At 61.2% G+C, this 22977-nt stretch carries 20 protein-coding genes and 1 pseudogene; 12 read left to right on the plus strand and 9 right to left on the minus strand.

Features of this window, described 5'->3' with window-relative positions:
- The first annotated feature begins 346 nt into the window (after window positions 1-346).
- The gene (locus tag AB4N33_RS10125; protein WP_476457190.1) at window positions 347-2932 is read left to right on the plus strand and encodes a bifunctional diguanylate cyclase/phosphodiesterase; all 2586 of its coding nucleotides are present in this window, start codon (window positions 347-349) and stop codon (window positions 2930-2932) included.
- A 175-nt stretch (window positions 2933-3107) separates the two neighbouring features.
- Window positions 3108-3380 carry a DUF2790 domain-containing protein gene (locus AB4N33_RS10130; RefSeq protein WP_476457191.1) on the plus strand — a complete coding sequence of 91 codons (273 nt, stop codon included), beginning with the start codon at window positions 3108-3110 and terminating at the stop codon, window positions 3378-3380.
- Between the two features lie 56 nt (window positions 3381-3436).
- On the opposite strand, the gene AB4N33_RS10135 is transcribed toward AB4N33_RS10130, so the two are convergent.
- The 5 genes from AB4N33_RS10135 to AB4N33_RS10155 form a co-directional block, all read right to left on the minus strand.
- On the minus strand, window positions 3437-4369 hold the full coding sequence (locus AB4N33_RS10135) for a LysR family transcriptional regulator (protein WP_460126206.1): 933 nt from the start codon (window positions 4367-4369) through the stop codon (window positions 3437-3439).
- 62 nt (window positions 4370-4431) lie between these two features.
- Window positions 4432-5382, minus strand: coding sequence for an aldo/keto reductase (locus tag AB4N33_RS10140; protein WP_476457192.1), 951 nt, complete (start codon window positions 5380-5382; stop codon window positions 4432-4434).
- A 19-nt stretch (window positions 5383-5401) separates the two neighbouring features.
- Entirely contained in the window at window positions 5402-6880 is a 1479-nt protein-coding gene (locus AB4N33_RS10145; RefSeq protein WP_476457193.1) for an efflux transporter outer membrane subunit, read from the minus strand.
- A gap of 19 nt (window positions 6881-6899) precedes the next feature.
- Complete coding sequence (locus tag AB4N33_RS10150; protein ID WP_476457194.1) at window positions 6900-8351, minus strand: DHA2 family efflux MFS transporter permease subunit; 1452 nt, start codon at window positions 8349-8351, stop codon at window positions 6900-6902.
- Window positions 8348-9487 (minus strand): HlyD family secretion protein, encoded by a 1140-nt coding sequence (locus tag AB4N33_RS10155; protein ID WP_476457195.1) that lies wholly within the window; start codon window positions 9485-9487, stop codon window positions 8348-8350. The genes AB4N33_RS10150 and AB4N33_RS10155 overlap by 4 nt, the downstream gene beginning before the upstream one ends.
- A gap of 225 nt (window positions 9488-9712) precedes the next feature.
- On the opposite strand from AB4N33_RS10155, the gene AB4N33_RS10160 reads away from it, so the two are divergent.
- The 3 genes from AB4N33_RS10160 to AB4N33_RS10170 all read left to right on the plus strand — a co-directional run bounded on the left by AB4N33_RS10160 (window position 9713) and on the right by AB4N33_RS10170 (window position 11344).
- Window positions 9713-10342, plus strand: a complete 630-nt coding sequence (locus AB4N33_RS10160; RefSeq protein ID WP_460126216.1) for a TetR/AcrR family transcriptional regulator — start codon at window positions 9713-9715, stop codon at window positions 10340-10342.
- Window positions 10332-10853, plus strand: coding sequence for a G/U mismatch-specific DNA glycosylase (mug, locus tag AB4N33_RS10165; protein WP_460126218.1), 522 nt, complete (start codon window positions 10332-10334; stop codon window positions 10851-10853). The genes AB4N33_RS10160 and mug overlap by 11 nt, the downstream gene beginning before the upstream one ends.
- A gap of 62 nt (window positions 10854-10915) precedes the next feature.
- The gene (locus AB4N33_RS10170; protein WP_476457196.1) at window positions 10916-11344 is read left to right on the plus strand and encodes a nuclear transport factor 2 family protein; all 429 of its coding nucleotides are present in this window, start codon (window positions 10916-10918) and stop codon (window positions 11342-11344) included.
- A gap of 56 nt (window positions 11345-11400) precedes the next feature.
- Here the strand turns inward: AB4N33_RS10170 and AB4N33_RS10175 are convergent, their stop codons facing one another.
- Window positions 11401-11637 (minus strand): hypothetical protein, encoded by a 237-nt coding sequence (locus AB4N33_RS10175; protein ID WP_460126221.1) that lies wholly within the window; start codon window positions 11635-11637, stop codon window positions 11401-11403.
- A gap of 158 nt (window positions 11638-11795) precedes the next feature.
- On the opposite strand from AB4N33_RS10175, the gene AB4N33_RS10180 reads away from it, so the two are divergent.
- The 6 genes and pseudogenes from AB4N33_RS10180 to AB4N33_RS10205 form a co-directional block, all read left to right on the plus strand.
- Window positions 11796-13559, plus strand: a complete 1764-nt coding sequence (locus AB4N33_RS10180) for an L-lactate permease (protein WP_460142069.1) — start codon at window positions 11796-11798, stop codon at window positions 13557-13559.
- Between the two features lie 168 nt (window positions 13560-13727).
- Complete coding sequence (gene glcD, locus AB4N33_RS10185; protein ID WP_476457197.1) at window positions 13728-15227, plus strand: glycolate oxidase subunit GlcD; 1500 nt, start codon at window positions 13728-13730, stop codon at window positions 15225-15227.
- On the plus strand, window positions 15227-16291 hold the full coding sequence (gene glcE / locus AB4N33_RS10190; protein ID WP_460126227.1) for a glycolate oxidase subunit GlcE: 1065 nt from the start codon (window positions 15227-15229) through the stop codon (window positions 16289-16291). The genes glcD and glcE overlap by 1 nt, the downstream gene beginning before the upstream one ends.
- Before the next feature lie 3 nt (window positions 16292-16294).
- Window positions 16295-17536: a glycolate oxidase subunit GlcF gene (glcF, locus tag AB4N33_RS10195; protein WP_476457198.1), complete on the plus strand. Its 1242-nt coding sequence runs from the start codon at window positions 16295-16297 to the stop codon at window positions 17534-17536.
- Complete coding sequence (locus tag AB4N33_RS10200; protein ID WP_460126231.1) at window positions 17533-17937, plus strand: heme-binding protein; 405 nt, start codon at window positions 17533-17535, stop codon at window positions 17935-17937. The genes glcF and AB4N33_RS10200 overlap by 4 nt, the downstream gene beginning before the upstream one ends.
- Window positions 17927-18094, plus strand: a pseudogene (locus AB4N33_RS10205) (dienelactone hydrolase family protein); the annotation flags it as partial. The gene AB4N33_RS10200 and the pseudogene AB4N33_RS10205, both read left to right, overlap by 11 nt.
- Window positions 18095-18240: 146 nt before the next feature.
- Here the strand turns inward: AB4N33_RS10205 and AB4N33_RS10210 are convergent.
- The gene (locus AB4N33_RS10210) at window positions 18241-19185 is read right to left on the minus strand and encodes an aldo/keto reductase (protein WP_460126233.1); all 945 of its coding nucleotides are present in this window, start codon (window positions 19183-19185) and stop codon (window positions 18241-18243) included.
- A gap of 87 nt (window positions 19186-19272) precedes the next feature.
- Here AB4N33_RS10210 and AB4N33_RS10215 point away from each other — a divergent pair, with 87 nt between their 5' ends.
- A complete protein-coding gene (locus AB4N33_RS10215) occupies window positions 19273-20055 on the plus strand; it encodes an alpha/beta hydrolase (protein ID WP_476457199.1) in 783 nt (260 codons plus the stop codon).
- Window position 20056: 1 nt separating this feature from the next.
- Here the strand turns inward: AB4N33_RS10215 and AB4N33_RS10220 are convergent, their stop codons facing one another.
- Both AB4N33_RS10220 and metE read right to left on the minus strand, forming a co-directional pair.
- A complete protein-coding gene (locus tag AB4N33_RS10220) occupies window positions 20057-20386 on the minus strand; it encodes a hypothetical protein (RefSeq protein ID WP_476457200.1) in 330 nt (109 codons plus the stop codon).
- A 138-nt stretch (window positions 20387-20524) separates the two neighbouring features.
- A complete protein-coding gene (metE, locus tag AB4N33_RS10225) occupies window positions 20525-22813 on the minus strand; it encodes a 5-methyltetrahydropteroyltriglutamate--homocysteine S-methyltransferase (RefSeq protein ID WP_476457201.1) in 2289 nt (762 codons plus the stop codon).
- Between the last annotated feature and the right edge of the window lie 164 nt (window positions 22814-22977).

The raw sequence follows: 22977 nt of genomic DNA on the forward strand, positions 1-22977 counted from the left end.
CTCCGGCTTACAAGGTTTCTCAGGCCTCTCACACCAGGCAATGTGCTCAGGTGCTTCACACGGCATAAGGGCTGGATCTCAGCGCGGAGATCTTTCTAACCGTGTACCCTTCGGGACGCGCCCCACGTGTCCTTGCCATCCGCTTGCGCATCAGTCTGCGTCTTCACCTACATCTGCAAGATTAGCCCATACACGCAGCCGTGAAGGCCGATCTTTAGATCGATTCGATTCTTCAAGCTGTATCACACGCCAAAAAACGCGAGTTGCCGGCTCTCGCTGACTCTCAGGGAACATCGACGCTCACCGCCCCTCTAGATGATGAGACAACGAATCAAGGACGAGGACGATGCCGCCCACCGCACCCACTCCCCATGCGCCTACCCGGCAAAAAAACATCACGCAGAAACTCGCTCTCGCCATCGGCCTGTTGTTCCTGGCCGGTGTTTGCGTGGCCTTCGGCGCGCTATTCAGCATCGCTCGCCAGCTCGACGCGCAGGATATTGCCAAGACGCGGTTCTACGCTGCGCGCGCACTGGAAAACAGAATCACCACATCCAAAAACTACATCACCAGCTATGCCTACTGGACCACGGCCTACGACCACTTGAATGGGGTCGTCGACACCGACTGGGCCTACGTTGACCAAAACATGGGCAAAACGTTATTCACCACCGATGGGTATGAGGGCGTTTTCGTCATCAATCGCCAAGGCACGCAATATGCGGTAGTGCGCGGGCAATGGGTCAACGCACAGATCTCCGAGTACCTGCACACCAGTGCGGACAAGCTGATCGAACAGATCCGTAACCTTCCGGACCTGAGCAAACCCATCAATACTTTCACGCTGTTCGAAGGCTGGCCCGCGCTGGTGACATTCGCAGCGGTGATCCCCAATGACGAGCGGCCGTTGGGCGATCGCATGGACGCTTCGGTCCTGGTGTTCGTCGATCAGTTGACCCCGACCAAACTTCGCAAAATGGGCAGCAGCTACGGGCTGCACAACCTGAACCTGATCCAGGATACGACGCTCACACCCGAGCAGCCCAATGTGCCATTGGACAGCACGGGGTACAGCCTGATCGCCGAACTGGAGCGACCCGGCCGCCATCTGCTGTGGTCTCTGCTCCCGCCATTGGGTGGCGCCTTTGTGGTGCTGATGTTGCTGACCGCCTATTTCTTTCGACATGCGCTGCGCTCATCACATTACGTCGACTCCAGCTACGAGCAGTTGCAGACCTCCAATCGGGCATTGGAAAGTGCCAATAACGCGCTGGAAGCCAGTGAAGAGCGCTTTCGCGCGGTGGCTGAAGCGGCATCGGACTGGATCTGGGAAGTCGACATCGGCCAGTCGATCACCTACCTCTCCGAACGATTCAGCGCGGTGACTGGCTTCCCCAGAGAACAATGGCTGGGGCAAAACCTCGAAAAGCTGCTGTTCTGCGACACCACCCCACTGAGCTTGTGGTTGAGCAAATTGAAAGAAGAAACCGACACCAGCGATCTGCGCTGCCTGTACCGGGATCATCTGGGACAGCAGCGTTTTTGCCGAGTGTCGGCACGGCCGATCATTGACCGCAATACCGTCATTGGCTACCGGGGAACCGCCAGCGATATCACCGATGAAGTCGCCGCGCATGCCCAGATTCAGCATCTGTCCCTGCACGACGCGCTGACCGGCCTGCCCAATCGCAATAAGCTCGCACGTTATCTTGAAGAAGCCCTGCACCTTAAGGACCAGGCTGCACCGCTGACCGTATTGATGATCGACCTGGACAATTTCAAGCCCATCAACGATTCATTGGGACACCCCGCCGGCGACGCGGTTTTACAGGAAATCGGCGTACGTCTGCGCGAGTGCACCCGTGACCACGACATCGTGGCCAGGCTCGGTGGCGACGAATTTGTCGTGGTGTTGCACGGCGTGGACAGTCACGCAGAGGTCGACAAGTTCTGCGCCCGACTGGTGGCCAGCTTGCATGAGCCGATCCCCTACGAACACCACTCCCTGCATGTCGGCGCCAGCCTGGGCATCGCTTTAAGCCGGCGTCAGGGTCATGTGCCCGCCGAGTTGCTGCGCTGCGCGGACATCGCCCTGTATCAATCCAAGGCGCAGGGCAAGAATACCTGGAGTTACTTTGAAGCCCACATGAGCGAGCAGATCCATCAGCGTCGGCAATTGGAAACCGATCTGCGCCAGGCCATCGGCAACAACGAGTTGGTATTGCATTACCAACCCAGGTACAAGGTGGACGGCAAGCAGATCGTCTCGGTGGAAGCGCTGGTACGCTGGCAGCACCCGACCGAAGGCCTGCTCGGTCCGGACCGCTTCATTTCGCTGGCCGAACAGACCGACCTGATCGTTCCGCTGGGTCGCTGGGTGTTGCGCGAAGCCTGTGAGACCGCCCTGACTTGGCCAAGTGAATTGTTGCTGTCGGTCAACCTGTCGCCGGCACAATTCGCTCGCAGTGATGTGGTCGAGGATGTGCGCGAGGTACTGGTCGCCACCCGATTCCCGGCCAGTCGCCTGGAACTGGAGATCACCGAAAACGTCATGCTCAACGACACCGATGGCGCATTGGCGACCATGGTCGCGCTGAAGGAGCTGGGCGTGCGTCTGAACATGGATGACTTCGGTACCGGGTACTCGTCCCTGGGTTACTTGCGCGCCTACCCTTTCGACGGCATCAAGATCGACAAACGCTTCATTGCGTCGATGAGCAACGGCAGCAATGACCGGGCCGTAGTGCAGGCGATCATCGGTCTGGGCAAGGCCATGGGCTTGACGGTGACCGCTGAAGGCGTGGAAACCGAGGAGCAACTGGAGATCCTCGGCAGGGATGAATGCCATGAAGTGCAGGGTTACTTCATGAGCCGCCCCATTGATAAGGACGACTTTGCCGAGCTGTTGCAGGCAGCCAGAACCCCTTCATGAAAATGTAGGGGTCTGCCCCCCTGCGGATACTTGTTGATTTCGGCAACAGTGTTTGTCCAGCGGGGCGCTGTTTGCAAACGAGGTAACCCCCTAGCATCGATTTCACCCCAAGAGCCAATGCTTCAGAGCACAGCGCTCCTGGGAAATTCACTGAAATCGATCGAGGGTCAAGACCATGAACGTGTTCAAAGCATTGATGTTGGTTGCATTCGCCGCCGCTGCCGCGCCGGCATTTTCCGCTGATGATTCCACTCAAACTGAGGGTCATCCGGCCTCGGCCGAGACTTACCACTACGGTATGAAACTCGACATACAGAAGGTCATCAGCGTCTCGGAAATCGCCAACGAGTGTGCTCCCGTCCCGGCGCAGATGACCTACGAGGACTCGCAGGGCAAACGCCACATCCTGAAGTATCAAGTGATGGGCACGGGCTGCTCGGCCGGTTGATCAACGTGCGGATGCTGGAGGGTCGACACTCCATGCCTGCCGCTTGCCGCAAGACGTTAACCTGATGCACCCACAACCTGTTCATCCGCCGCCAGCAACAGGGGCATGCAGCCCTTGAGAAACTCCACCCAGGTTCTGATTTTCGCATCAACGAACTTGCGCGACGGGTAAATCGCGTACAGGTTGAACTCCTCGAAGTGATACTGCGGTAATACCCGCACCAACGTTCCCGCCTTCAAGCCTGCGACCGCAGAAGCAATCGGCTGAATCCCGATGCCCATCCCGTGACTGATGGCCACCGTCATCGCGTCGGCGGTATTGACGTGAAAAGGCGAGTCCGCCAGGTTCACGGTTTCCATGCCCTCGGGCCCTTCGAACATCCAGCTGTCCACCGGCATGACCGTGTTCACGATCCTCAGACAATCGTGCCCCGCCAGTGCTTGCGGCGATTGGGGACAGCCCCGTTTGCGCAGGTAATCGGGTGAGGCGCAGAGGATGCTGTAGGTCGTTCCCAGCCGTTGCGCAACGAAGCCCGAATCGGGCAAGTCCCGGGCCAGCACGATCGACATGTCGTAGCCTTCCTCCAGCAAATCGGGTATGCGATTGGTCAGGGCAAGGTCGAACATCACCGTCGGATGTGTCTCGCGGTATTGAGCGATGGCATCGATCACATAGTGATTGCCGATGGCCGACATCGCATGAATCTTCAGCCGGCCCATCGGCGTGGTATGCGCCGTGCCGGCTTCGTCATCGGCTTCGCGCACCTGATCGAGAATAACCTCACAGCGTTGCAGGTAGCGGACCCCGGCTTCGGTCAACGCCAGGCGTCGGGTAGTCCGATTGATCAGGCGCGTTTGCAGCCTGGCTTCCAGGCCGGTGATTGCCTTGGACACGTTGGTCGTGGTGGTGTCGAGGACCTGCGCCGCCGCCGTGAAGCTGCCGCTTTGCGCGACGGCAACGAAAAAACGCATGGTCTGGAAAATGTCCATCGCTTGCCTCGCGGGAGAATGAAAAAGGACGACCTTCAGAAGGCCGCCCTGCTCGCCTCCGATTATTGCTTGCGTGGGATAAATCCCGGAACGCCGGTTTCCACTACCGAATTGAAGCGTATCCGCGTGGTGATGTCCTCCTTGATTTCCAGCATCGCCCGCTGTGGCAAGGTGGACAGATCAACGTTCTCACGAATATGGCTCGGTGTCGCCGACGTGGTCAAAAACGCCGTGCCACGCTGCACCGCCCAGGCGAGCGCCACTTGTGCCGGGGTTTTCCGTACGTGTCGGGCAATGCCAGTGATGACCTCATCCTCCAGGACATTGGGTTGCATGCCGTGGCCCAGCGGAGCAAACGCCAGGACGATGATGCCATGCGCCTTGCAGAACTCCAGCAACTCCCACTCCGGCAAATAGGGATGGGACTCGACTTGCACCACCGAGGGTTTAATCCGCGCCTGGGCGACAATGTCTTGCAACGCAGGCAGGGTGATATCTGACAGGCCGATCGCCTTGCACCGCCCTTCGTCCACCAGTTGCTCCAGCGCCCTCCATGTTTCGATCAGGGTCACGCCGGCGTCGTAGATGACGTTGCCCTGCTCATCGCGCGGGTCCTGGTTGTCCCCAGGTTGAAAGGCAAATGGCGTATGGATCAGGTAGCAGTCGATGTAGTCGACCTGAAGACGCCGACAACTGGCGTCGAACGCCGCTCGCACCCGCTCGGGACGGTGGTTGGTGTTCCACAGCTTGGTGGTGATGAACAGTTCTTCGCGGCGAATCGTTGCGCCGTCGAGCGCCTGCTTGAAAGCAACGCCGACGGCCTCTTCATTGCGATAACGTTCGGCGCAATCGAAATGCCGAAACCCGGCGGCCAGGGCGTGGGTGATGGCCTGGGTGGTGACACTCAGGTCGCGGAACAGCGTGCCGAACCCTACGGCCGGCATCCGGCCTGAGCCGTTGACCAGAGGAAACCGAGTATCGCGAAGTTCATCGTGAAACGCTTCATAAGACATGTGATTACTCCACTGTTTGTTACTGATACGAAAGATTGTGATGTTCGCCGGAGGCGACCCGTTGCTCGGAAGCACCGACGGCGTTGCCACCCAGCGCCACGTACAACTGCACGGTGTCGAGGTACTGCGCAGTCTTGGCGCGAATTTGGCCCAGCAACGCCTGCTGATAGGCTCGCTCCGTTTCGAGTATCTGAAGAATGCTGTTTTCCCCCTGGGCATAGGCTTGCTGATTCAACTGCAAGCTGGTTTGGGCAGCGTGCAGCGCTTCTTCCTGCGCACGGTTTTCCTCGGCGTCGTGGTTGATCGCCTGCAACGTGTCAGCGACCTGGCCAAACGAACTGATCACGGTCTGCTGGTAGCCGGCGAGCGTTGCCTTGTAGCCCTCCACCGCCTCCTGGCGCTGCGCCTCGAGCGTGCCCCCATCGAACAACGGGCCGGCCAGCCCGGCCGCGAATCCCCAGAGCGCCGCGCCGCCGTTGCCGGAAGCGGCTTGCGCCAATGACGCCGAGAGCGTGACGTGCGGATACAGATTGGCGGTCGCGACACCGATGGCAGCGCTGGCCATGTGCAACTGTGCCTCGGCTTGCAACACGTCCGGGCGGTCATGGGCCAACTCGGAAGGCAAGCTCACAGGCACATTGGCGGGCAAGACAAACTCGGCCAGGTCAAAGTCCGGAGCAATCCAGTCACCCGGCCCTTTGCCCGTGAGAATTGCCAGCGCGTGGCGTGCCGCGTCTCGCTGCTGCGCCAAGGGTGGCAACAGCGTACGGTCCTGGGCGAGCCGGGTTTCAGCCAGGGAAACATCGATCTGCGTGGTGCTGCCGTTGGCGTGGGCCATGCGCACAAGCGCGAGGTTGCGGGTGTCATTGGCCAGTAACTTTTCCACCGCCTGCATCTGCGCGTTAGCCGATGCAAGCAGCAGCGCCTGGCTGGCAACATTGCCAGTCAGCGCCAGGTACGCGGCGTCATAGCGATGTTTCTGTAAGTCGCTGAACGCCTGCTGCTGTTCGACCTGGCGCTGGTTGCCTGCGAATACATCGAGGTCGAAACCAACCCGTGGGCCGATGGCGTAGAAATTGGAAATCGACGGTTCTTTCGCGTTATGAACCCGTTGGCGCCCCGCCTGTGCACCCAGATCAACTTGCGGATACAACGCGCCTTGCGCCGCGGCCACAGAGGATGCGGCCTGCCGCAGGGTGGCGTCGGCCGCGACCAATTCCAGGTTGCCGTCAATTGCACGGCGCACCACCTGATCAAGCTTCGGCGATTGAAACGCCGACCACCAGTCGCCATTGATCCTCTGGCCCAGGCCAATACGCTGCTGCGCATGACCGTCGCGGGTAAGGCGTTGCTCAGCCTGGCGGTCATAATGTTGCGACTGGCTCGGCGGCTGCATTTGATAGTCCGGTCCAACGGTGCAGGCACTCAGGAACGCCAACGCCGCCATGGCACCAAAGGTGTTGATGAACTTCGATGTGAAGCGTGCAGGGAATTTCATTGGGCAATCTCCACAAAATCTAGTGAGCCGCAACCGGCTTGCGCAGAAAGGCAACCAGTGGACTGACCACCAGCATCGCCACCAGCAAAATCTTGAATTGACCCATCACCGCGATAAAAGCCGCCTGGTGAGTGATCAGGTGATTCAGCCCTTCCAACGTTTGCAGAGAGCTCGATGCCAGGGCGTGATAGGGCGTGACCTGACTGGCCAGCGCCATGTGCATCGCCTGGGTGTTGTTGAAGAAGAACAGCTGTACAACCGCGACTCCCAGGGTGCTGCCGTACACCCGCAACAGGTTGAACAAGCCCGTGCCCTCCGGGCGCAGCGCCGGATCGAGGGTGCTGAACGCAACCTTGGCCAGCGCCGGCATCAGCATGCCAATACCGATGCCCTGAATCGCGCCCGCCACCGCCACTGGCGACCAGTCCATCAATGGCGAATAGCCGAGCATCAGCCAATTCGCGTAAACCACCACGGCCACTCCGCCCGCGATGAACCAGCGGCGATCGAAGCGTTCGGGCACCCGCCCCATCAACAGGAACGCGCCCACCAGGCCGAGACCACGGGGAATCGTCAGCGCCCCGGTGGTGTCCGGCGGGTAGCCGAGAATCTCGTCGAGCATCGGCGACGTCAGCGCCATGGTCGACAACAGCACAAAACCGACCGCGAAGAAGATGATCGTCGACAGCACGAAGTTGCGATCGGCGCACAGGCGCTTGTTGAGGAAATGCACTTTGCGGGTGAACAGGTGCACGGCAAACAGGTAAAAGCCCAGCGCGCTGCCCAGCGCTTCCACCCAGATCTCGGTGGAGGCGAACCAGTCCAGGCGTTCGCCACGATCAAGGACCATTTGCAGGCCGATCAACGCCAGTGTGAACGTGCCAAAGCCGAAGAAATCGAAGGCTGGTGCCTTGGCTGCTTTCTTCTCTTCCAGGCACAGCGCCATCACCATGAAGAGGTAGGCCGTCAGGGGAATGCTGATATAGAACGTCGACCGCCAGTCGAAATGCTCACCGATCCAGCCGCCGATGCCCGGGCCGCTGGCGATGCCCAGCAGCACGACAGCGGTCCAGGTCGCGCCAAACTTCATGCGTTTTTCCGGCGCCAGGGTCTCCAGGGCAATCGCCATCGACAGCGGCGCGATCACCCCGCTGGCCAGGCCCTGGATGATCCGCGCGCCGATGAACTGCAACGGCGTCGTTGCCAACGTGCCAAGAATCAAACCCAGCGCGAACAACACCAGCGTCGACAGGTACATGCGCTTCAAACCGAAACGCGCCGCCAACCATTGCGCCACGGGCATGGTGATGGCGCTCGCCGCCAGATACGCGGTGAAGATCCAGCCAGCCTGATCGTCGGTCATCGACAGGCTGCCCTGGATCAACCGCAATATCGCGTTCGGCAGTGGCAGGTTCGCCGACTGCATGTAGGTCGCCAGCAACGCGGCCAGCCTCAACGCCCGGGCGTTCATGACTCGGCACCGGCGGACAACAGCGCCTTGAGCGGATGCCACCAGGGCGTGCGATGACCGGTGTCGACCTTGACCGTGGCGCTGGTGCCCGAATACAGCGGCAGCGCCGGACTCGCCTCATCCAGCTCCAGCCGCACCGGCACCCGCTGCACCACCTTCACCCAGTTGCCAGTGGCATTCTCCGGGGGCAACAAGGCGAAGTCCGAACCGGCGCCGGGGCTCATGCTGGTGACGTGAGCTTTGAACAGGTGATCCGGATAGGTGTCGATGCGAATGGTCGCTTCCTGACCGGGACGCATGTGCGTGACGTCGGTTTCACGGAAGTTGGCCTCGATCCAGATTTCACGATCGGACAGCAGCGCGAACGCCGGTGTACCGTTGTTGACGTAATTGCCGACCTGCAAATCGTCCACCTTGGCAACGATACCGTCGGCGGGCGCGTACACGGTCGCGTACGACAGGTACAACTGCGCTTCGTCGAGCTGCGCCCTCGCCTCGCGAACACTCGGATGGCTGTCGGCATTGATGTTGGGATTGCCGTTCAAGGCGACAACGGTGTTGGCCAGCAGTTGCTCGACAGCGGCAATACGTTGGCGTGCAACTTTTACGTCCGTGTCGGCACGCTCATAAACCGCGCGCGAGACAAAATCGGAAGCCACCAACGCCTTCTTGCGGGCGAACTCTTTCTGATCGAACTCCGCCGACTCCCGGGCCGATTGCAATTCGGCCCGTTGCTGGCGATAACTGGCCTTGAGGCCGTCGATGCGCAGGCGTGCCACGCTCAACTGCGCTTCGGCGCGGTCTACCGCAATCTGCAAAGGCTTGGGGTCGATGCGAAACAGCACCTGGCCCTTTCGCACGAGCTGGTTGTCCTCGACGGCGATTTCGACCACTTGCCCGGAGATCCGCGCATTGACCGACGCTTTCGCCACTCGGGCGTAGGCGTTATCGGTGGAAACAAAGGGCTCGCCGGCCAAATAGTGCGCATAGCCGACCGCGGCGAAGAACGCCGGAACGCCGACCATCAACAGTGGCCGAATGCTTTCCTTGAGAGGTTTTCTGCCGGGTGCATCGCTCGGGTTCGGCTCGGGATGCGCATAGCTTTGTGTGGCTGGAATATCGAATTGCTTGGTCATGATCGAATGCACCTTTAACCGGGAAATCGGGCGGATGCCCACTCAAAACAGCCTTACCGTGCGCAAAACGGGGGATCACCCCGCCGCACCTGTTTCGTAGTCGCGCCACCCGGTTCGAGCTGCGCTTCAACAAACCTGCAACCAAGGAATTTCTGATTCCTTAATTTTGTGCGATGGTGTAAGAATATCCACAGATCGATCCCCTTCTCAAGGATTTTGTACGACATGGCACAAAATAAACCGACCGAAGGCAAAGGGCGTGGCCGCCCTCGCGCCTATGACCCGCAGACAGCCTTGCAGCAGGCACTGGGCGTTTTCTGGAGCACGGGTTATTCCGGCGCGTCCCTGGACAGCATCGCCACGGCAGCAGGCATGAACCGACCGAGCCTGTATGCCGCGTTTGGCGACAAACATGCGCTCTACATCAAGGCACTCGAGCAATATTGGGAAGTGGCAGCGGCGGCCATGCACGCGGCACTGACGGACACCGAACTGACGGTGCGCCAGGCATTGCTGCAGTTTTACGAGGGGCAACTGTCGATTTATTTTTCCGGTGACGGCCAGCCTCGAGGCTGCTTCGCCATCGGCACGGCGACCACTGAAGCGGTGGAAGACGCGGAGATACGTGAGGTGCTGTCGGATCGTCTGAGCCGCCTGGATGCCGATCTGGAAACGCGCCTGCGCTCAGCGATCGAACAGGGCGAGCTGCCCGAAAGTGCCGACCCGGCCGCCCTGGCGGTGCTGGCGTCATCGTTGCTGCACAGCATTTCGATTCGTGCGAGGGCCGGCAAATCCCGGGAGGATTTGACCGAGCTGGCGCGCAACGCGGTCAACGTGATGTGCCATGGCGCTTGAGGACATCCTGGCCGATCACCTGACCGTTGTTTTCTGCGGGATCAATCCAGGTCTGCAGGCCGCCGCCCAAGGGCATCACTTCAGCGGCAGGAGTAATCGCTTCTGGCGCACGTTGCACTTGGCCGGATTCACACCGCAGCAGCTGTGCCCGGACGATGACCGCACGATTCTGCAATATCAGTGCGGTTTGACGGCGGTGGTAGCGCGGCCAACGGCCAGGGCGGATCAGTTGTCGATCGGGGAGTTTCAGGCGGCAGCGGTGGACTTCGAGCGCAAGATCGCCCGGCATGCGCCACGTTTTATCGCCTTTCTCGGGAAAGCAGCGTATTGCGCGCTGTCCCGCCAGCGCGATGTCGCATGGGGAAGACAATCAACGCCATTTGCGCAGGCAACCGTGTGGGTGCTGCCCAACCCCAGCGGCCGCAACCTTGCGTTCAATCAGGAGCAGTTGGTGGCGGCCTATCGTGAACTCCACGCGGCCACCATCGACCGCTTGAATACATCCCCATAAGCAGGACTTCGCAGGCGTTGCGCTACAGTCTTCGGCCAGAACAACAAAAACAGGAGTTGAAGATGTCCGAGCTGAAGCTGCACCCCAACGCCGCGCAATCGTTGAGCCAATGGCACGAGATGATCCGCCAGGGTGACTTGCAGGCCCTGCCGGCGCTGCTTGCGCCCGAGGTGGTGTTCCGCTCGCCGATGGCGCACTCGCCCTATCCTGGCGCGCCGGTGGTTTCGATGATCCTGAACACGGTGTGCAAGGTCTTCCAGGATTTCGCCTACCACCGGGAACTGGTGACGGCGGATGGGTTGAATGTGGTGCTGGAGTTCAGCGCCACGGTGGGCGGCAAGGCGCTCAAGGGCATCGACATGATCCGCTTCGACGAGCAGGGAAAGATTGTCGAGTTCGAAGTGATGGTGCGGCCGATGAGCGGTTTGCAGGCGTTGGGCGAAGAGATGGGGCAGCGGCTCGGGGCGTATCTGGCGGCGAGCAAGGCCTGAAGTTGCCTTCATACCTGTAGGAGCGAGCTTGCTCCTACAAGGGGGCGTGCAATGTTTTAAAGGGTTCTTTGGCCATTCCCGATGCCCTTGGCCTGTTCGATCCCCCACGCCATCGCCGCTTCCATGTCGAGGAAGTGCACCGCGGGATGATCGTTTTCCTCGATGGCCGCGCCATCGGGGCGGTAGACGCCGATGAACATCCCCAGTGAACCGTCGCGCAGGATTTCGGTCTTGACTTTGATGCTGCAACCGTTGGACAGCGTTTCGGTGTGAAGCAAATGGCGCTCGGTCATCACTGCGTTCCTCCGCGAAAACTGTGCTACTGATCTTGAAAAAACCGCTGTAATCCGCGATTTACCGCGCACAGGACAGCGACGCAATGCCACCTATACTACAAGCCACCGCCCCTTTTGGGGGTCTGCAATCCCAACAATAAAAAGCAGAGGTGAACATGGTCTGGCAGCAAATTTACGATCCGTTCGGCAACCCGGTCATCTCAACCCTCATGGCAGCCGTACCCGTCGTGGTGATGTTGGCGGCCCTTGCCTTCTTTCATATCAAAGCACATATCGCGGCGTTGCTCGCCCTCGCGTCAGCACTGGTCATCGCCATCTTCGCCTTCGGCATGCCGGCCAACATGGCGGGTTCGGCAGCGCTGTACGGGGCGGCCAATGGCTTGCTGCCGATTGGCTGGATCGTGCTGAATATCATTTTCCTGCATCGACTGACCACCGAGAACGGCTCGTTCAAGGTGCTGCAGGATTCGCTCGCCCGGATCACCGACGACCGACGGCTGCAATTGCTGTTGATCGCGTTCTGCTTCGGCGCGTTCTTTGAAGGCGCGGCCGGGTTCGGCACGCCGGTAGCGGTAACCGGTGCGATTCTGATTGGCCTCGGCTTCTCGCCACTGGCCGCCTCCGGCCTGGCGTTGATCGCCAACACCGCACCGGTGGCGTTCGGCGCCCTCGGCACGCCGATCATTACCTTGGCCAAGGTCACCGGCCTGGATGAGATGGAGCTGTCGATGATGGTCGGTCGTCAGTTACCGTTTTTCTCGGTTCTGGTGCCGTTCTGGTTGATCTGGGCATTCGCCGGCTGGCGCAAGATGATGGAAATCTGGCCGGCCATCGTGGTGACCGGGGTCAGTTTTGCCGTGCCGCAATTCATCGTGTCCAACTATCACGGGCCGATGCTGGTGGATGTGATCGCCGCGCTGATTTCCATGGCCTGCCTGACCGGCTTCCTCAAGGTCTGGAAGCCGGCGACCGTGCACACTTCTGCGGCGCTGACCGGTCGCGTGGACAATTCGAAAATCGATGAGGAGCACGCGGCGAAACCTGAACCTTCCGCGACCTTCGCCAGTGACGCCAAACCTGCGGTGATGCGCGCCTGGATGCCGTGGATCATCCTCACGGTATTCGTGTTCGCCTGGGGCACCCAGGGCTTCAAGAACCTGTTCGATACCCGCCCTGCCATCGATCCGGTCACTCAATCGGCCAAGCTCGACCCACAGGGCAAACCCGTGCGCGAAGCCAACCCGATCTTCGCCCCGGTCGTCACCTTCACCACTTTGCACCAGCAGATCGAAAAAGTGCCGCCGGTGGTGCCGACACCGAAAACCGAAGAAGCCATCTACAAGTTCACCTGGTTCACCAGCACCGGCAGCGGAATTCTCCTGGCCGCCATCGTTGGCGGATTGCTGATGGGCTATTCGATCCCGCAACTGATCCGTCAGTACCTGCGCACAATCTGGGTAGTGCGCTACTCGTTGATCACCATTGCGGCAATGCTCGCTCTGGGCTTCCTCACGCGGTACTCCGGGCTGGATGCGACCATGGGCCTGGCGTTTGCGGCGACGGGGATTTTCTACCCCATGTTCGGCACGCTACTGGGCTGGCTCGGGGTGGCGCTGACCGGCTCGGACACCGCGTCCAACGTGCTGTTCGGCGGTTTGCAGCGTGTCACTGCCGAGCAACTGAATCTCAGTCCGGTGCTGATGGCCGCCGCCAACAGTTCCGGCGGGGTCATGGGCAAGATGGTCGACGCCCAGTCAATTGTGGTGGCGTCCACTGCCACGCGCTGGTACGGCCATGAGGGGGAAATCCTGCGCTATGTGTTCTTCCATTCCATTGTGCTGGCGATCCTGGTGGGTGGGTTGGTGACGTTGCAGGCTTATGTGGCGCCGTTCACGCAGATGGTGGTGGGCGGGCATTGAGCCTTCAACCCCTGTAGGAGCGAGCAAGCTCGCGATGGTCGTCAACGATGACGCTGGCTGCCAGGATATCCGCGGCGTCTGAACTACCATCGCGACGGTTCGACGCCTCGACGTGCTCGCTCCTACAGAGACCTCGCGGCAATTTGAATGGAGTAAAGTAAAACGGCCATGAACATTCTCTATGATGAAGCCGTCGACGGCGCGCTGCCCGACGTCGACAGGGCCGCCCTGTTGCAGGCCCTGCAGACCCGCCTGCCGAAGCTGCAGGTGTTGCATCAGCAGGAAGAGCTCAAGCCGTACGAGTGCGACGGCCTTTCGGCCTATCGCACCACGCCGCTGCTGGTGGTGCTACCGCGCCAGCTCGATGAAGTACAAGGCGTGCTGCGCCTGTGCCACGAGATGCGCGTCCCGGTGGTCGCCCGTGGTGCCGGCACGGGTTTATCGGGCGGTGCCCTGCCCCTGGAAAAAGGCGTGCTCCTGGTGATGGCGCGCTTCAACCATATCCTGCATATCGACCCTGCCGCGCGCACCGCACGGGTGCAACCGGGCGTACGCAACCTGGCGATTTCCCAGGCGGCCGCACCATTCGGCCTGTACTACGCGCCGGACCCCTCCTCGCAAATCGCCTGTTCGATTGGCGGCAACGTCGCGGAAAACGCCGGCGGCGTGCACTGCCTGAAATACGGCCTGACCGTGCACAACCTGCTCAAGGTCGAAATTCTTACCGTTGAAGGCGAGCACCTGACGCTGGGCTCTGACGCCCTCGACACCCCGGGTTTCGACTTGCTGGCATTGTTCACCGGTTCCGAAGGCATGCTCGGGGTGATCACCGAGGTCACGGTCAAGCTGCTGCCCAAGCCGCAGACCGCCAAGGTGCTGCTGGCGGCGTTCGACTCCGTGGAAAAGGCTGGCCGCGCCGTGGCCGACATCATCGCCGCCGGCATCATTCCGGGTGGGCTGGAGATGATGGACAACCTGGCGATTCGGGCCGCCGAAGACTTCATTCACGCGGGTTACCCGGTGGACGCCGAGGCCATTTTACTGTGCGAACTCGATGGCGTCGAAGCCGATGTCCACGACGATTGCGACCGTGTGCGCAAGGTGCTGGAGTTGGCTGGCGCCACCGAAGTGCGCCAGGCCAAAGATGAGGCCGAACGCGTTCGTTTCTGGGCCGGGCGCAAGAACGCCTTCCCGGCGGTGGGTCGCCTCTCGCCCGACTATTACTGCATGGATGGCACCATTCCGCGTCGGGAACTGCCAGGCGTGTTGCAGGCGATCGAGGCGTTGTCCGCCGAATACGACCTGCGTGTGGCCAACGTCTTCCATGCCGGCGACGGCAACATGCACCCGCTGATCCTGTTCGATGCCAATCAACCGGGTGAGCTGGAGCGTGCAGAAGCCCTGGGCGGCAAGATCCTTGAGTTGTGCGTGAGCGTCGGTGGCAGCATCACCGGTGAACACGGGGTGGGCCGCGAGAAAATCAATCAGATGTGCGCGCAGTTCAACAGCGACGAGTTGACGCTGTTCCATGGCGTCAAAGCTGCGTTCGACCCCAGCGGCCTGCTCAATCCCGGCAAGAACATTCCCACCCTGCACCGCTGCGCCGAGTTTGGCGCCATGCATGTGCACGCCGGACAGTTGCCCTTTCCCGAGCTGGAGCGTTTCTGATGTACCGTGAACAGGCTTTCGATGACAGCGCCGCGTTGCTGGAACAAGTCAACCAGGCGCTGGAAAACGCCACGCCACTGCGCATTCAGGGCTCCAACAGCAAGGCCTTCCTGGGTCGCATCGTGCCCGGGGAAGTGCTCGACACCCGCACCCATCGCGGGGTCGTCAGCTATGACCCGACCGAATTAGTGATCACCGCCCGCTGCGGCACACCGCTGTCCGAGTTGACCTACATCCTGGACGGCTCGCAGCAGATGCTCGCGTGCGAACCGCCTGCTTTTGGCGACGACGCCACAGTCGGCGGGATGATTGCCAGCGGGCTGTCGGGGCCACGGCGACCCTGGGCCGGTTCGGTGCGCGATTTCGTGCTCGGTACGCGGGTGATCACCGGGCACGGCAAGCATCTGCGGTTTGGTGGCGAAGTGATGAAAAACGTCGCCGGCTATGACCTGTCGCGCCTGATGGCCGGCAGTTTCGGCAGCCTGGGGGTGATCACCGAAGTGTCGCTCAAGGTCCTGCCCAAACCTCGGCAAACCCTGAGCATCAGCCTGGAAATGGACAGCGACCGCGCCTTGTTGCGCCTGGCTGAATGGGGCCAGCAACCGCTGCCCATCAGCGCTGCCTGCCACGACGGGCAGCGCCTGCACCTGCGCCTTGAAGGCGGCGAAGGTTCGGTATCGGCAGCCCATGATCGCCTGGGCGGCGAACGGTTGGACTCCGCTTTCTGGGCCGATCTGAATGAGCATCGGCTGCGTTTCTTCGACGAGACTCAGCCGTTGTGGCGTTTGTCCGTGCCGCACAATACGCCGCGACTGTCCCTTCCAGGCCGACAATTGATCGACTGGGGCGGCGCCCAGCGCTGGCTGAAGTCGGACGCCGAAGCGGAGTTCATTCGCAAGGTCGTCGCAGAAGTCGGCGGCCACGTCACCTGCTACAGCCACGGCCTGATCGACAGTCCTTTCCAGCCTTTGTCGGCGGCACTTCTGCGCTACCACCGCCGTCTCAAACAGCAACTGGACCCACGGGGCATCTTCAACCCCGCACGCCTGTACGCGGAACTCTGAGCCATGCAGACCACCCTGAGCGACACCGCCCGCCGCCTGCCCCGCGCCGACGAAGCCGAAAGCATCTTGCGCACCTGCGTGCATTGCGGGTTCTGTAACGCCACCTGTCCGACCTATCAACTGCTCGGCGACGAGCTCGATGGGCCACGGGGGCGTATCTACCTGATCAAGCAAGTGCTGGAAGGCCATGAAGTCACGCACAAGACCCAGGAGCATCTGGACCGTTGCCTGTCGTGCCGCAATTGCGAAACCACCTGCCCCTCCGGCGTCGATTATCACAACTTGCTCGACATTGGGCGTGCGGTGGTGGATGCCGCTGTGCCGCGTCCGCTCGGCCAGCGGTTGTTGCGTGAAGGCTTGCGCAGGGTGGTGCCCAATCCCGGGCTGTTCAGGCGACTGGTCAGCAGTGGCCAAGTGTTCCGGACCTGGTTGCCCGATACGCTGCAGGCGAAATTGCCGCGCAGTTCGGCGCCGATGAAGGCCCTACCCCACAACCGTCACGCACGACAGGTGCTGTTACTTGAGGGCTGCGTGCAACCGGGGCTGTCGCCCAACACCAATGCGGCGACCGCGCGCGTGCTGGATAATCTGGGGATCAGCGTCATTGCCTGCCGCGAGGCAGGCTGCTGCGGCGCAGTGGATTACCACCTCGACGCCCAGGAGGCGGGGCTGGACCGCGCCCGGCACAACATCGACGCCTGGTGGCCGCACCTCGAAAATGGCGCCGAGGCGATTGTGCAAACTGCCAGTGGCTGTGGCGCGTTCATCAAGGACTACGGCCATCTGCTCGAACACGACCCGGCCTACGGGGCCAAGGCGAAAAAGATCAGCGCGCTGGCCCGCGACCTGGTGGAAGTGCTGCGGGACGAACCGCTGGAAACGCTCGGCGTCTCCAGCGATCAGCGCTTGGCCTTCCATTGTCCCTGTACCTTGCAGCACGCGCAAAAGCTCGGCGGCGCGGTGGAAGCGACGCTGGTGCGCCTGGGTTTCAACCTCACACAAGTGCCGGATGCTCACCTGTGCTGTGGTTCGGCAGGCACTTATTCAATCACGCAACCCGTGCTGGCCCGGCAGTTGCGCGACAACAAACTCAACGCCCTGGAAAGCGGTCAGCCGGACGTGATTGTCACCGCCAACATCGGCTGCCAGTCGCACCTGGACGGCGCCAACCGCACGCCGGTGCGGCATTGGATCGAACTGGTCGACGCAGCCCTGCCCTCACCGTTCAATGGAGAATCACGATGAAAAGCAAAGCCATCCTCGGACAGGCCGAAGTCAGCCAGATCCTCGCCGCCGCCCGCAATGAAGCCCAGAGCAACGGATGGGCGGTCAGTATCGCGATCGTCGATGACGGCGGTCATCCCCTGGCCCTGGAACGCCTGGATGGCGCCACGCCGAGCAGCGCCTACATCGCCACGGAAAAGGCCCGCACCTCGGCGCTGGGCCGACGCGAGTCCAAGGGTTTCGAAGACATGGTCAATGGCGGCCGCTTTGCCTTTCTGTCGGCGCCTGTGCTCACCCCGCTGGAAGGTGGCGTGCCGGTTGTCGTTGACGGCCAGGTGATAGGCGCGGTCGGCGTATCCGGCGTCAAGGCCGAACAGGATGCACAGGTGGCCAGGACCGGGGCGCAGTGCGCCGGCGTATGAACAGGCGTTGAAAGCGGCGGACAAGACCTACGAAGCGCACATCTACGCCGGCGCCAACCACGGCTTCCACAACGACTCCACCCCGCGCTACGACGAAGCGGCGGCAAAACTGGCCTGGGATCGGACGTTGGCGTGGTTTCGGCGGTATCTCGTTTAACCGGGAATCATCGCGAGCAGGCTCGCTTGTAGGAGCGAGCTTGCTCGCGATGGACTCAAGGCCGTCGCGGGGCGTCAGGCTTATCGCGTTATCGTTGACGACCATCGCGGCGGTGCGACGATTCGACAAGCCCGCGCCCACAGGGCTCAACTCACCATATCGATCAACTGCTCGCGCTGCGCGCCGGTCAGCATCGGGCCAAAGCCGGCGCCAGCGTTGTCGGCCATGTAGCGCGGGTTGCCGGTGCCGGGAATCACGCAGGTCACCGCCGAGTGCGCCAGCAGGTATTTCAGCGCCAGTTGCGCCCAACTGGTGGCGCCGACCTGGGCGGCCCAGCCCGGCAGCGGTTTACCCTTGAAACGTGCGAGCAGATTACCGCCGCCAAAGGGCCGATTGCAGATCACCGCAACGCCGCGCTCCCGGCACAGCGGCAGAATGCGTTTTTCCACTCCACGGTCGTCCAGCGCGTAGTTGATCTGCAAAAAATCCAGCGCCTCGGCCTTGAGCACAGCTTCAACTTCGTCGTAAGCCGAAGCGGTGTAATGGGTGATGCCGATGTAGCGAATACGCCCTTCTTCCTTCCACTGGCGCAGGGTCGGCAGGTGGGTTTTCCAGTCCAGCAGGTTGTGGATTTGCATCAGGTCGATGCGATCGGTTTGCAGTAGCCGGAAGGATTGTTCCATCTGAGCGATGCCCTCCTCACGTCCCCGGGTCCATACCTTGGTGGCCAGGAAGGCCGGCGAGCGCGGCTCATGAATCGACAACAGTTCACCCGTGGTCTGCTCGGCGCGGCCGTACATGGGTGAGCTGTCGATCACCGTGCCACCTTTCTCGAACAATGCACTGAGCACGCCAGGCAACTGTCTGTAGGCGGGATCGGCAGGCGCCACATCAAAACCGCGATAGGTGCCCACGCCAACCATCGGCAAGGGTTCGTTGCTGGAAGGAATGGCGCGGGTCAGCATGTTCTTGCCTCCAGTTTCCTCGAACGACGCGGTGATCGCGAAGGTCGGATCGAGAGTGAGCACCGCCGTGGCTCCGGCCGTCAGCGTGAGCAGTCGTCTGCGCGTGAGTCCATTCGTGTGGTCCATGGTTTGCCCCTACGTTCAACTACACTCGATTCCTGTAGGAGCAGGGACAGGTACCGGCAATTCGTATTTCAGAACCCCGAGCAATCAATGCCACGCACTAACGTTAGCCGAATGTCACGCACCCTGATAATTCTCGTCGCCATCCTCGCGGGTTTGTACTTGGCACTCTGTGTCGCGCTGCTGGTGTTCCAGCGTGCGCTGATCTACTTCCCGCAGCCCGCCACGATCCAAGCACCGAGGCTCACGCTGAAAGTGGACGACGCGCAGGTGCAAGTGACCGTCAGACCACACGATGGGCCAAAAGCGCTCATTTATTTTGGTGGCAATGCAGAGGACGTATCGCGCAACCTGGAGGAATTCTCCCAGGCGTTTCCTGACCACGCCCTTTATTTAATGCACTATCGCGGTTTTGGCGGCAGCACGGGCAAGCCCTCGGAAGAAGCGATTGCCCGCGACGCCCTGACCCTGTTCGACAGGGTATACAGCAGCCATACGCAAGTCGCAGTGGTCGGCCGCAGCCTCGGTTCAGGGGTGGCGGTGCGCCTGGCCAGCCAGCGCCCGGCGGCGCGGCTGATCCTGATCACGCCCTACAACAGCCTGGAAGAACTCGCCGTGCGCCAGTACCCGATCTTTCCGGTGAAGTGGCTGCTCAAGGACCGCTTCGACTCCTGGAAATACGCCGCGCATATCTCGATCCCGACCCTGCTGCTGGCCGCAGAACAGGACGACATCATCCCCCGCTCCAGCACAGAAGCGCTCTATCGGCACTTCGCCCAAGGGGTGGCGGTGCTGAAGGTGATACCGGGCGTGGGACACAACTCGATCTCCGCCAGCCCCGCTTACCTTGAGCTGATCGACCAGGCGCTGTAGATCACTTGCGCGCCACCTTGTAGCGCAGGCAGTCCTCATTGAAGCTGCGGCGCAAGGCTTCGGGTTTCATGCGGGTCGGGCTGTCGTAAGTCTGTTCGGTAATGCCCATGGCCATCATGCGCATCCACGGTTTGCTGAACTTGTAGGTTTGTAGCTTTTTTCGCGCGGCATACAACGAAACACCCGCCAGCTTCAGCTCCTGAGCCTTGGCTGCGGTGCCCGCGCCCCAACTGCACATATAGCGGTCATTGGCTTGCAGCTCCCTTGCCTGGGCCTGGACGGCGAAACCCGCCAGGCCCAGGGAAATCAGTGGAATCCATAGATTGCGCATTTAAAGTTGGCCCTAACCACCTGAAAGTAAAGTGATTCTCTATGTAACTTCGGGCGTTGGGGGCCAGCAAATTGCCTTACTCCCATAAAAAAACCGGAGCGCCATGCAGGGCTCCGGTTTCGGACGTGCTTACGAACGTCAGGCCAATTCTTTACGCAATTGGCGCGCCGCCGTGACCATGTGGACCAGCGCCGCTTCGGTTTCCGGCCAGCCGCGAGTTTTCAAGCCGCAATCCGGGTTGACCCACAAGCGCTCGGCGGGAATACGCTGGGCAGCCTTGCGCAGGAGGTTGGCCATTTCCGAGGCATCCGGGACTCGTGGCGAGTGGATGTCGTAGACGCCCGGACCGATGTCGTTCGGGTAGTCGAACGCTTCGAAGGCGTCGAGCAGTTCCATGTCCGAACGCGAGGTTTCGATGGTGATCACGTCGGCGTCCATGGCCGCGATTGACTTGATCACGTCGTTGAACTCGCTGTAGCACATGTGGGTGTGGATCTGCGTTTCGTCGCGTACACCGCTGGCGGTGAGGCGGAACGCTTCCACGGCCCAGTCCAGGTAGTCCTGCCATTGCGCACGACGCAGCGGCAAGCCTTCGCGGAAGGCGGCTTCGTCGATCTGCACGACTTTGATGCCGGCCGTTTCCAGGTCCACCACTTCGTCACGCAGGGCCAGTGCCAGTTGTTGCGCCTGGACCTTGCGAGACACGTCTTCGCGGGGGAACGACCACATCAGCATGGTCACGGGGCCCGTCAGCATGCCTTTCATGACCTTGTCGGTCAGGCCCTGGGCGTAACGGATCCACTCCACGGTCATGGCTTGCGGACGGCTGAGGTCGCCGAAGATCACCGCCGGTTTCACGCAGCGCGAACCGTAGCTTTGCACCCAGCCAAAGCGGGTGAACATGTAGCCGTCGACCTGCTCGGCGAAGTATTCGACCATGTCGTTACGCTCGGCTTCGCCGTGCACGAGGACGTCAAGCCCCAGGCGTTCCTGCACCTGCACCGCATGCCGGATTTCGCTGTGCATCGCTTCGGTGTATTCGGCTGCCGTCAGCTTGCCTTGCTTGAACGACTGGCGAGCCAGACGAATGGCCGAGGTTTGCGGGAACGAGCCGATGGAAGTCGTCGGGAACAATGGCAGGTTCAGGCGCACGCGTTGTTTGCCGATACGGCCGTCGAAGGACGAGTGACGCTGGCTATCGTTGGCGGTGATCGCCGCCACACGGGCCTGCACCTCGGGTTTGTGGATACGCGGCGAAGCGGCACGGCTGGCCTGGACGGATCGGCTGTTGGTCAAGGCACGCAGCACGTGTGGCGCCTGCGGTTCGTTGACGGCCTGGGCGAGGACCGCCACTTCTTCACACTTCTGTACGGCAAACGCCAGCCAGCTTTTCAGTTCGGCATCGAGCTTGTCTTCACGCCCCAGGTCCACGGGGCTGTGCAGCAGCGAGCAGGACGGCGCCACCCACAGGCGATCACCCAGACGCTCGTTGGCGTGTTGCAGGGTGGCCAGCGCTTTTTCCAGGTCGCAGCGCCACACGTTACGGCCGTTGACCACACCCAGCGACAACACCTTATAGGCCGGCAGGCGATCGAGAATGGTCGGGTATTGCTCTGGAGCGCGGACCAGATCGATGTGCAGGCCATCGACCGGCAGGTTCGCCGCCAGGCCGAGGTTTTCTTCCAGACCGCCGAAGTAGGTGGCGACGAGTTTTTTCAGCGGGTCGCGTTGAATCAGGTTGTAGGCGCGTTCAAAGGCGTTCTTCCACGCTTGTGGCAAGTCGAGTACCAGGATGGGCTCGTCGATCTGAACCCACTCGACGCCCTGCGCGGCCAGGCGCTGGAAGATCTGGCCGTAAAGCGGCAGCAGGCGGTCCAGCAGGTCAAGCTTGTCGAAATCACTGCCCTTGGTCTTGCCCAGCCACAGGTAAGTCAGCGGGCCGATCACCACGGGCTTGACGTTGTGACCCAGCGCGCGGGCTTCTTCGACTTCTTCGAACAACTGCTCCCAGCCCAGATGGAATGGTTGCTCGGCGGTGAACTCAGGGACCAAGTAGTGATAGTTGGTGTCGAACCACTTGGTCATTTCCTGGGCATGTGCGCCACCGCAGCAGCTGTCACTGACACCACGCGCCATGCCGAACAGGGTCTGCAATGAAGCCTGGCCATTGGCTGGGCGGAAGCGCTCAGGGATCACCCCGAACATCAGGGAATGGGTCAGGACCTGGTCGTACCAGGCGAAATCGCCGACCGGCAGCAGCTCGATGCCGGCGTTTTTCTGCAGATCCCAATGGCTCTCGCGCAGCTCACGGCCAACGGCGCGCAGGCCCTCTTCGCTCAGCTCACCCTTCCAGAAGGCTTCCTGTGCTTTCTTCAATTCGCGGTCGCGGCCAATGCGCGGAAATCCAAGGGAATGGGCCAAAGCCATGACAAATAACTCCAATGTGTTTGATGGGCACATTGTCGGTAGTAGGCATGCAGTGAGACAAACTCATTTTAATCGCGATGATCGCGAGTTTTTCTCATAATAAGAAGCGACACAGATCTCCTGTAGGAGCGAGCATGCTCGCGATGGTGTCACCGGCACCGCAG

The sequence above is a fragment of the Pseudomonas sp. S1_E05 genome, from assembly GCF_056337105.1.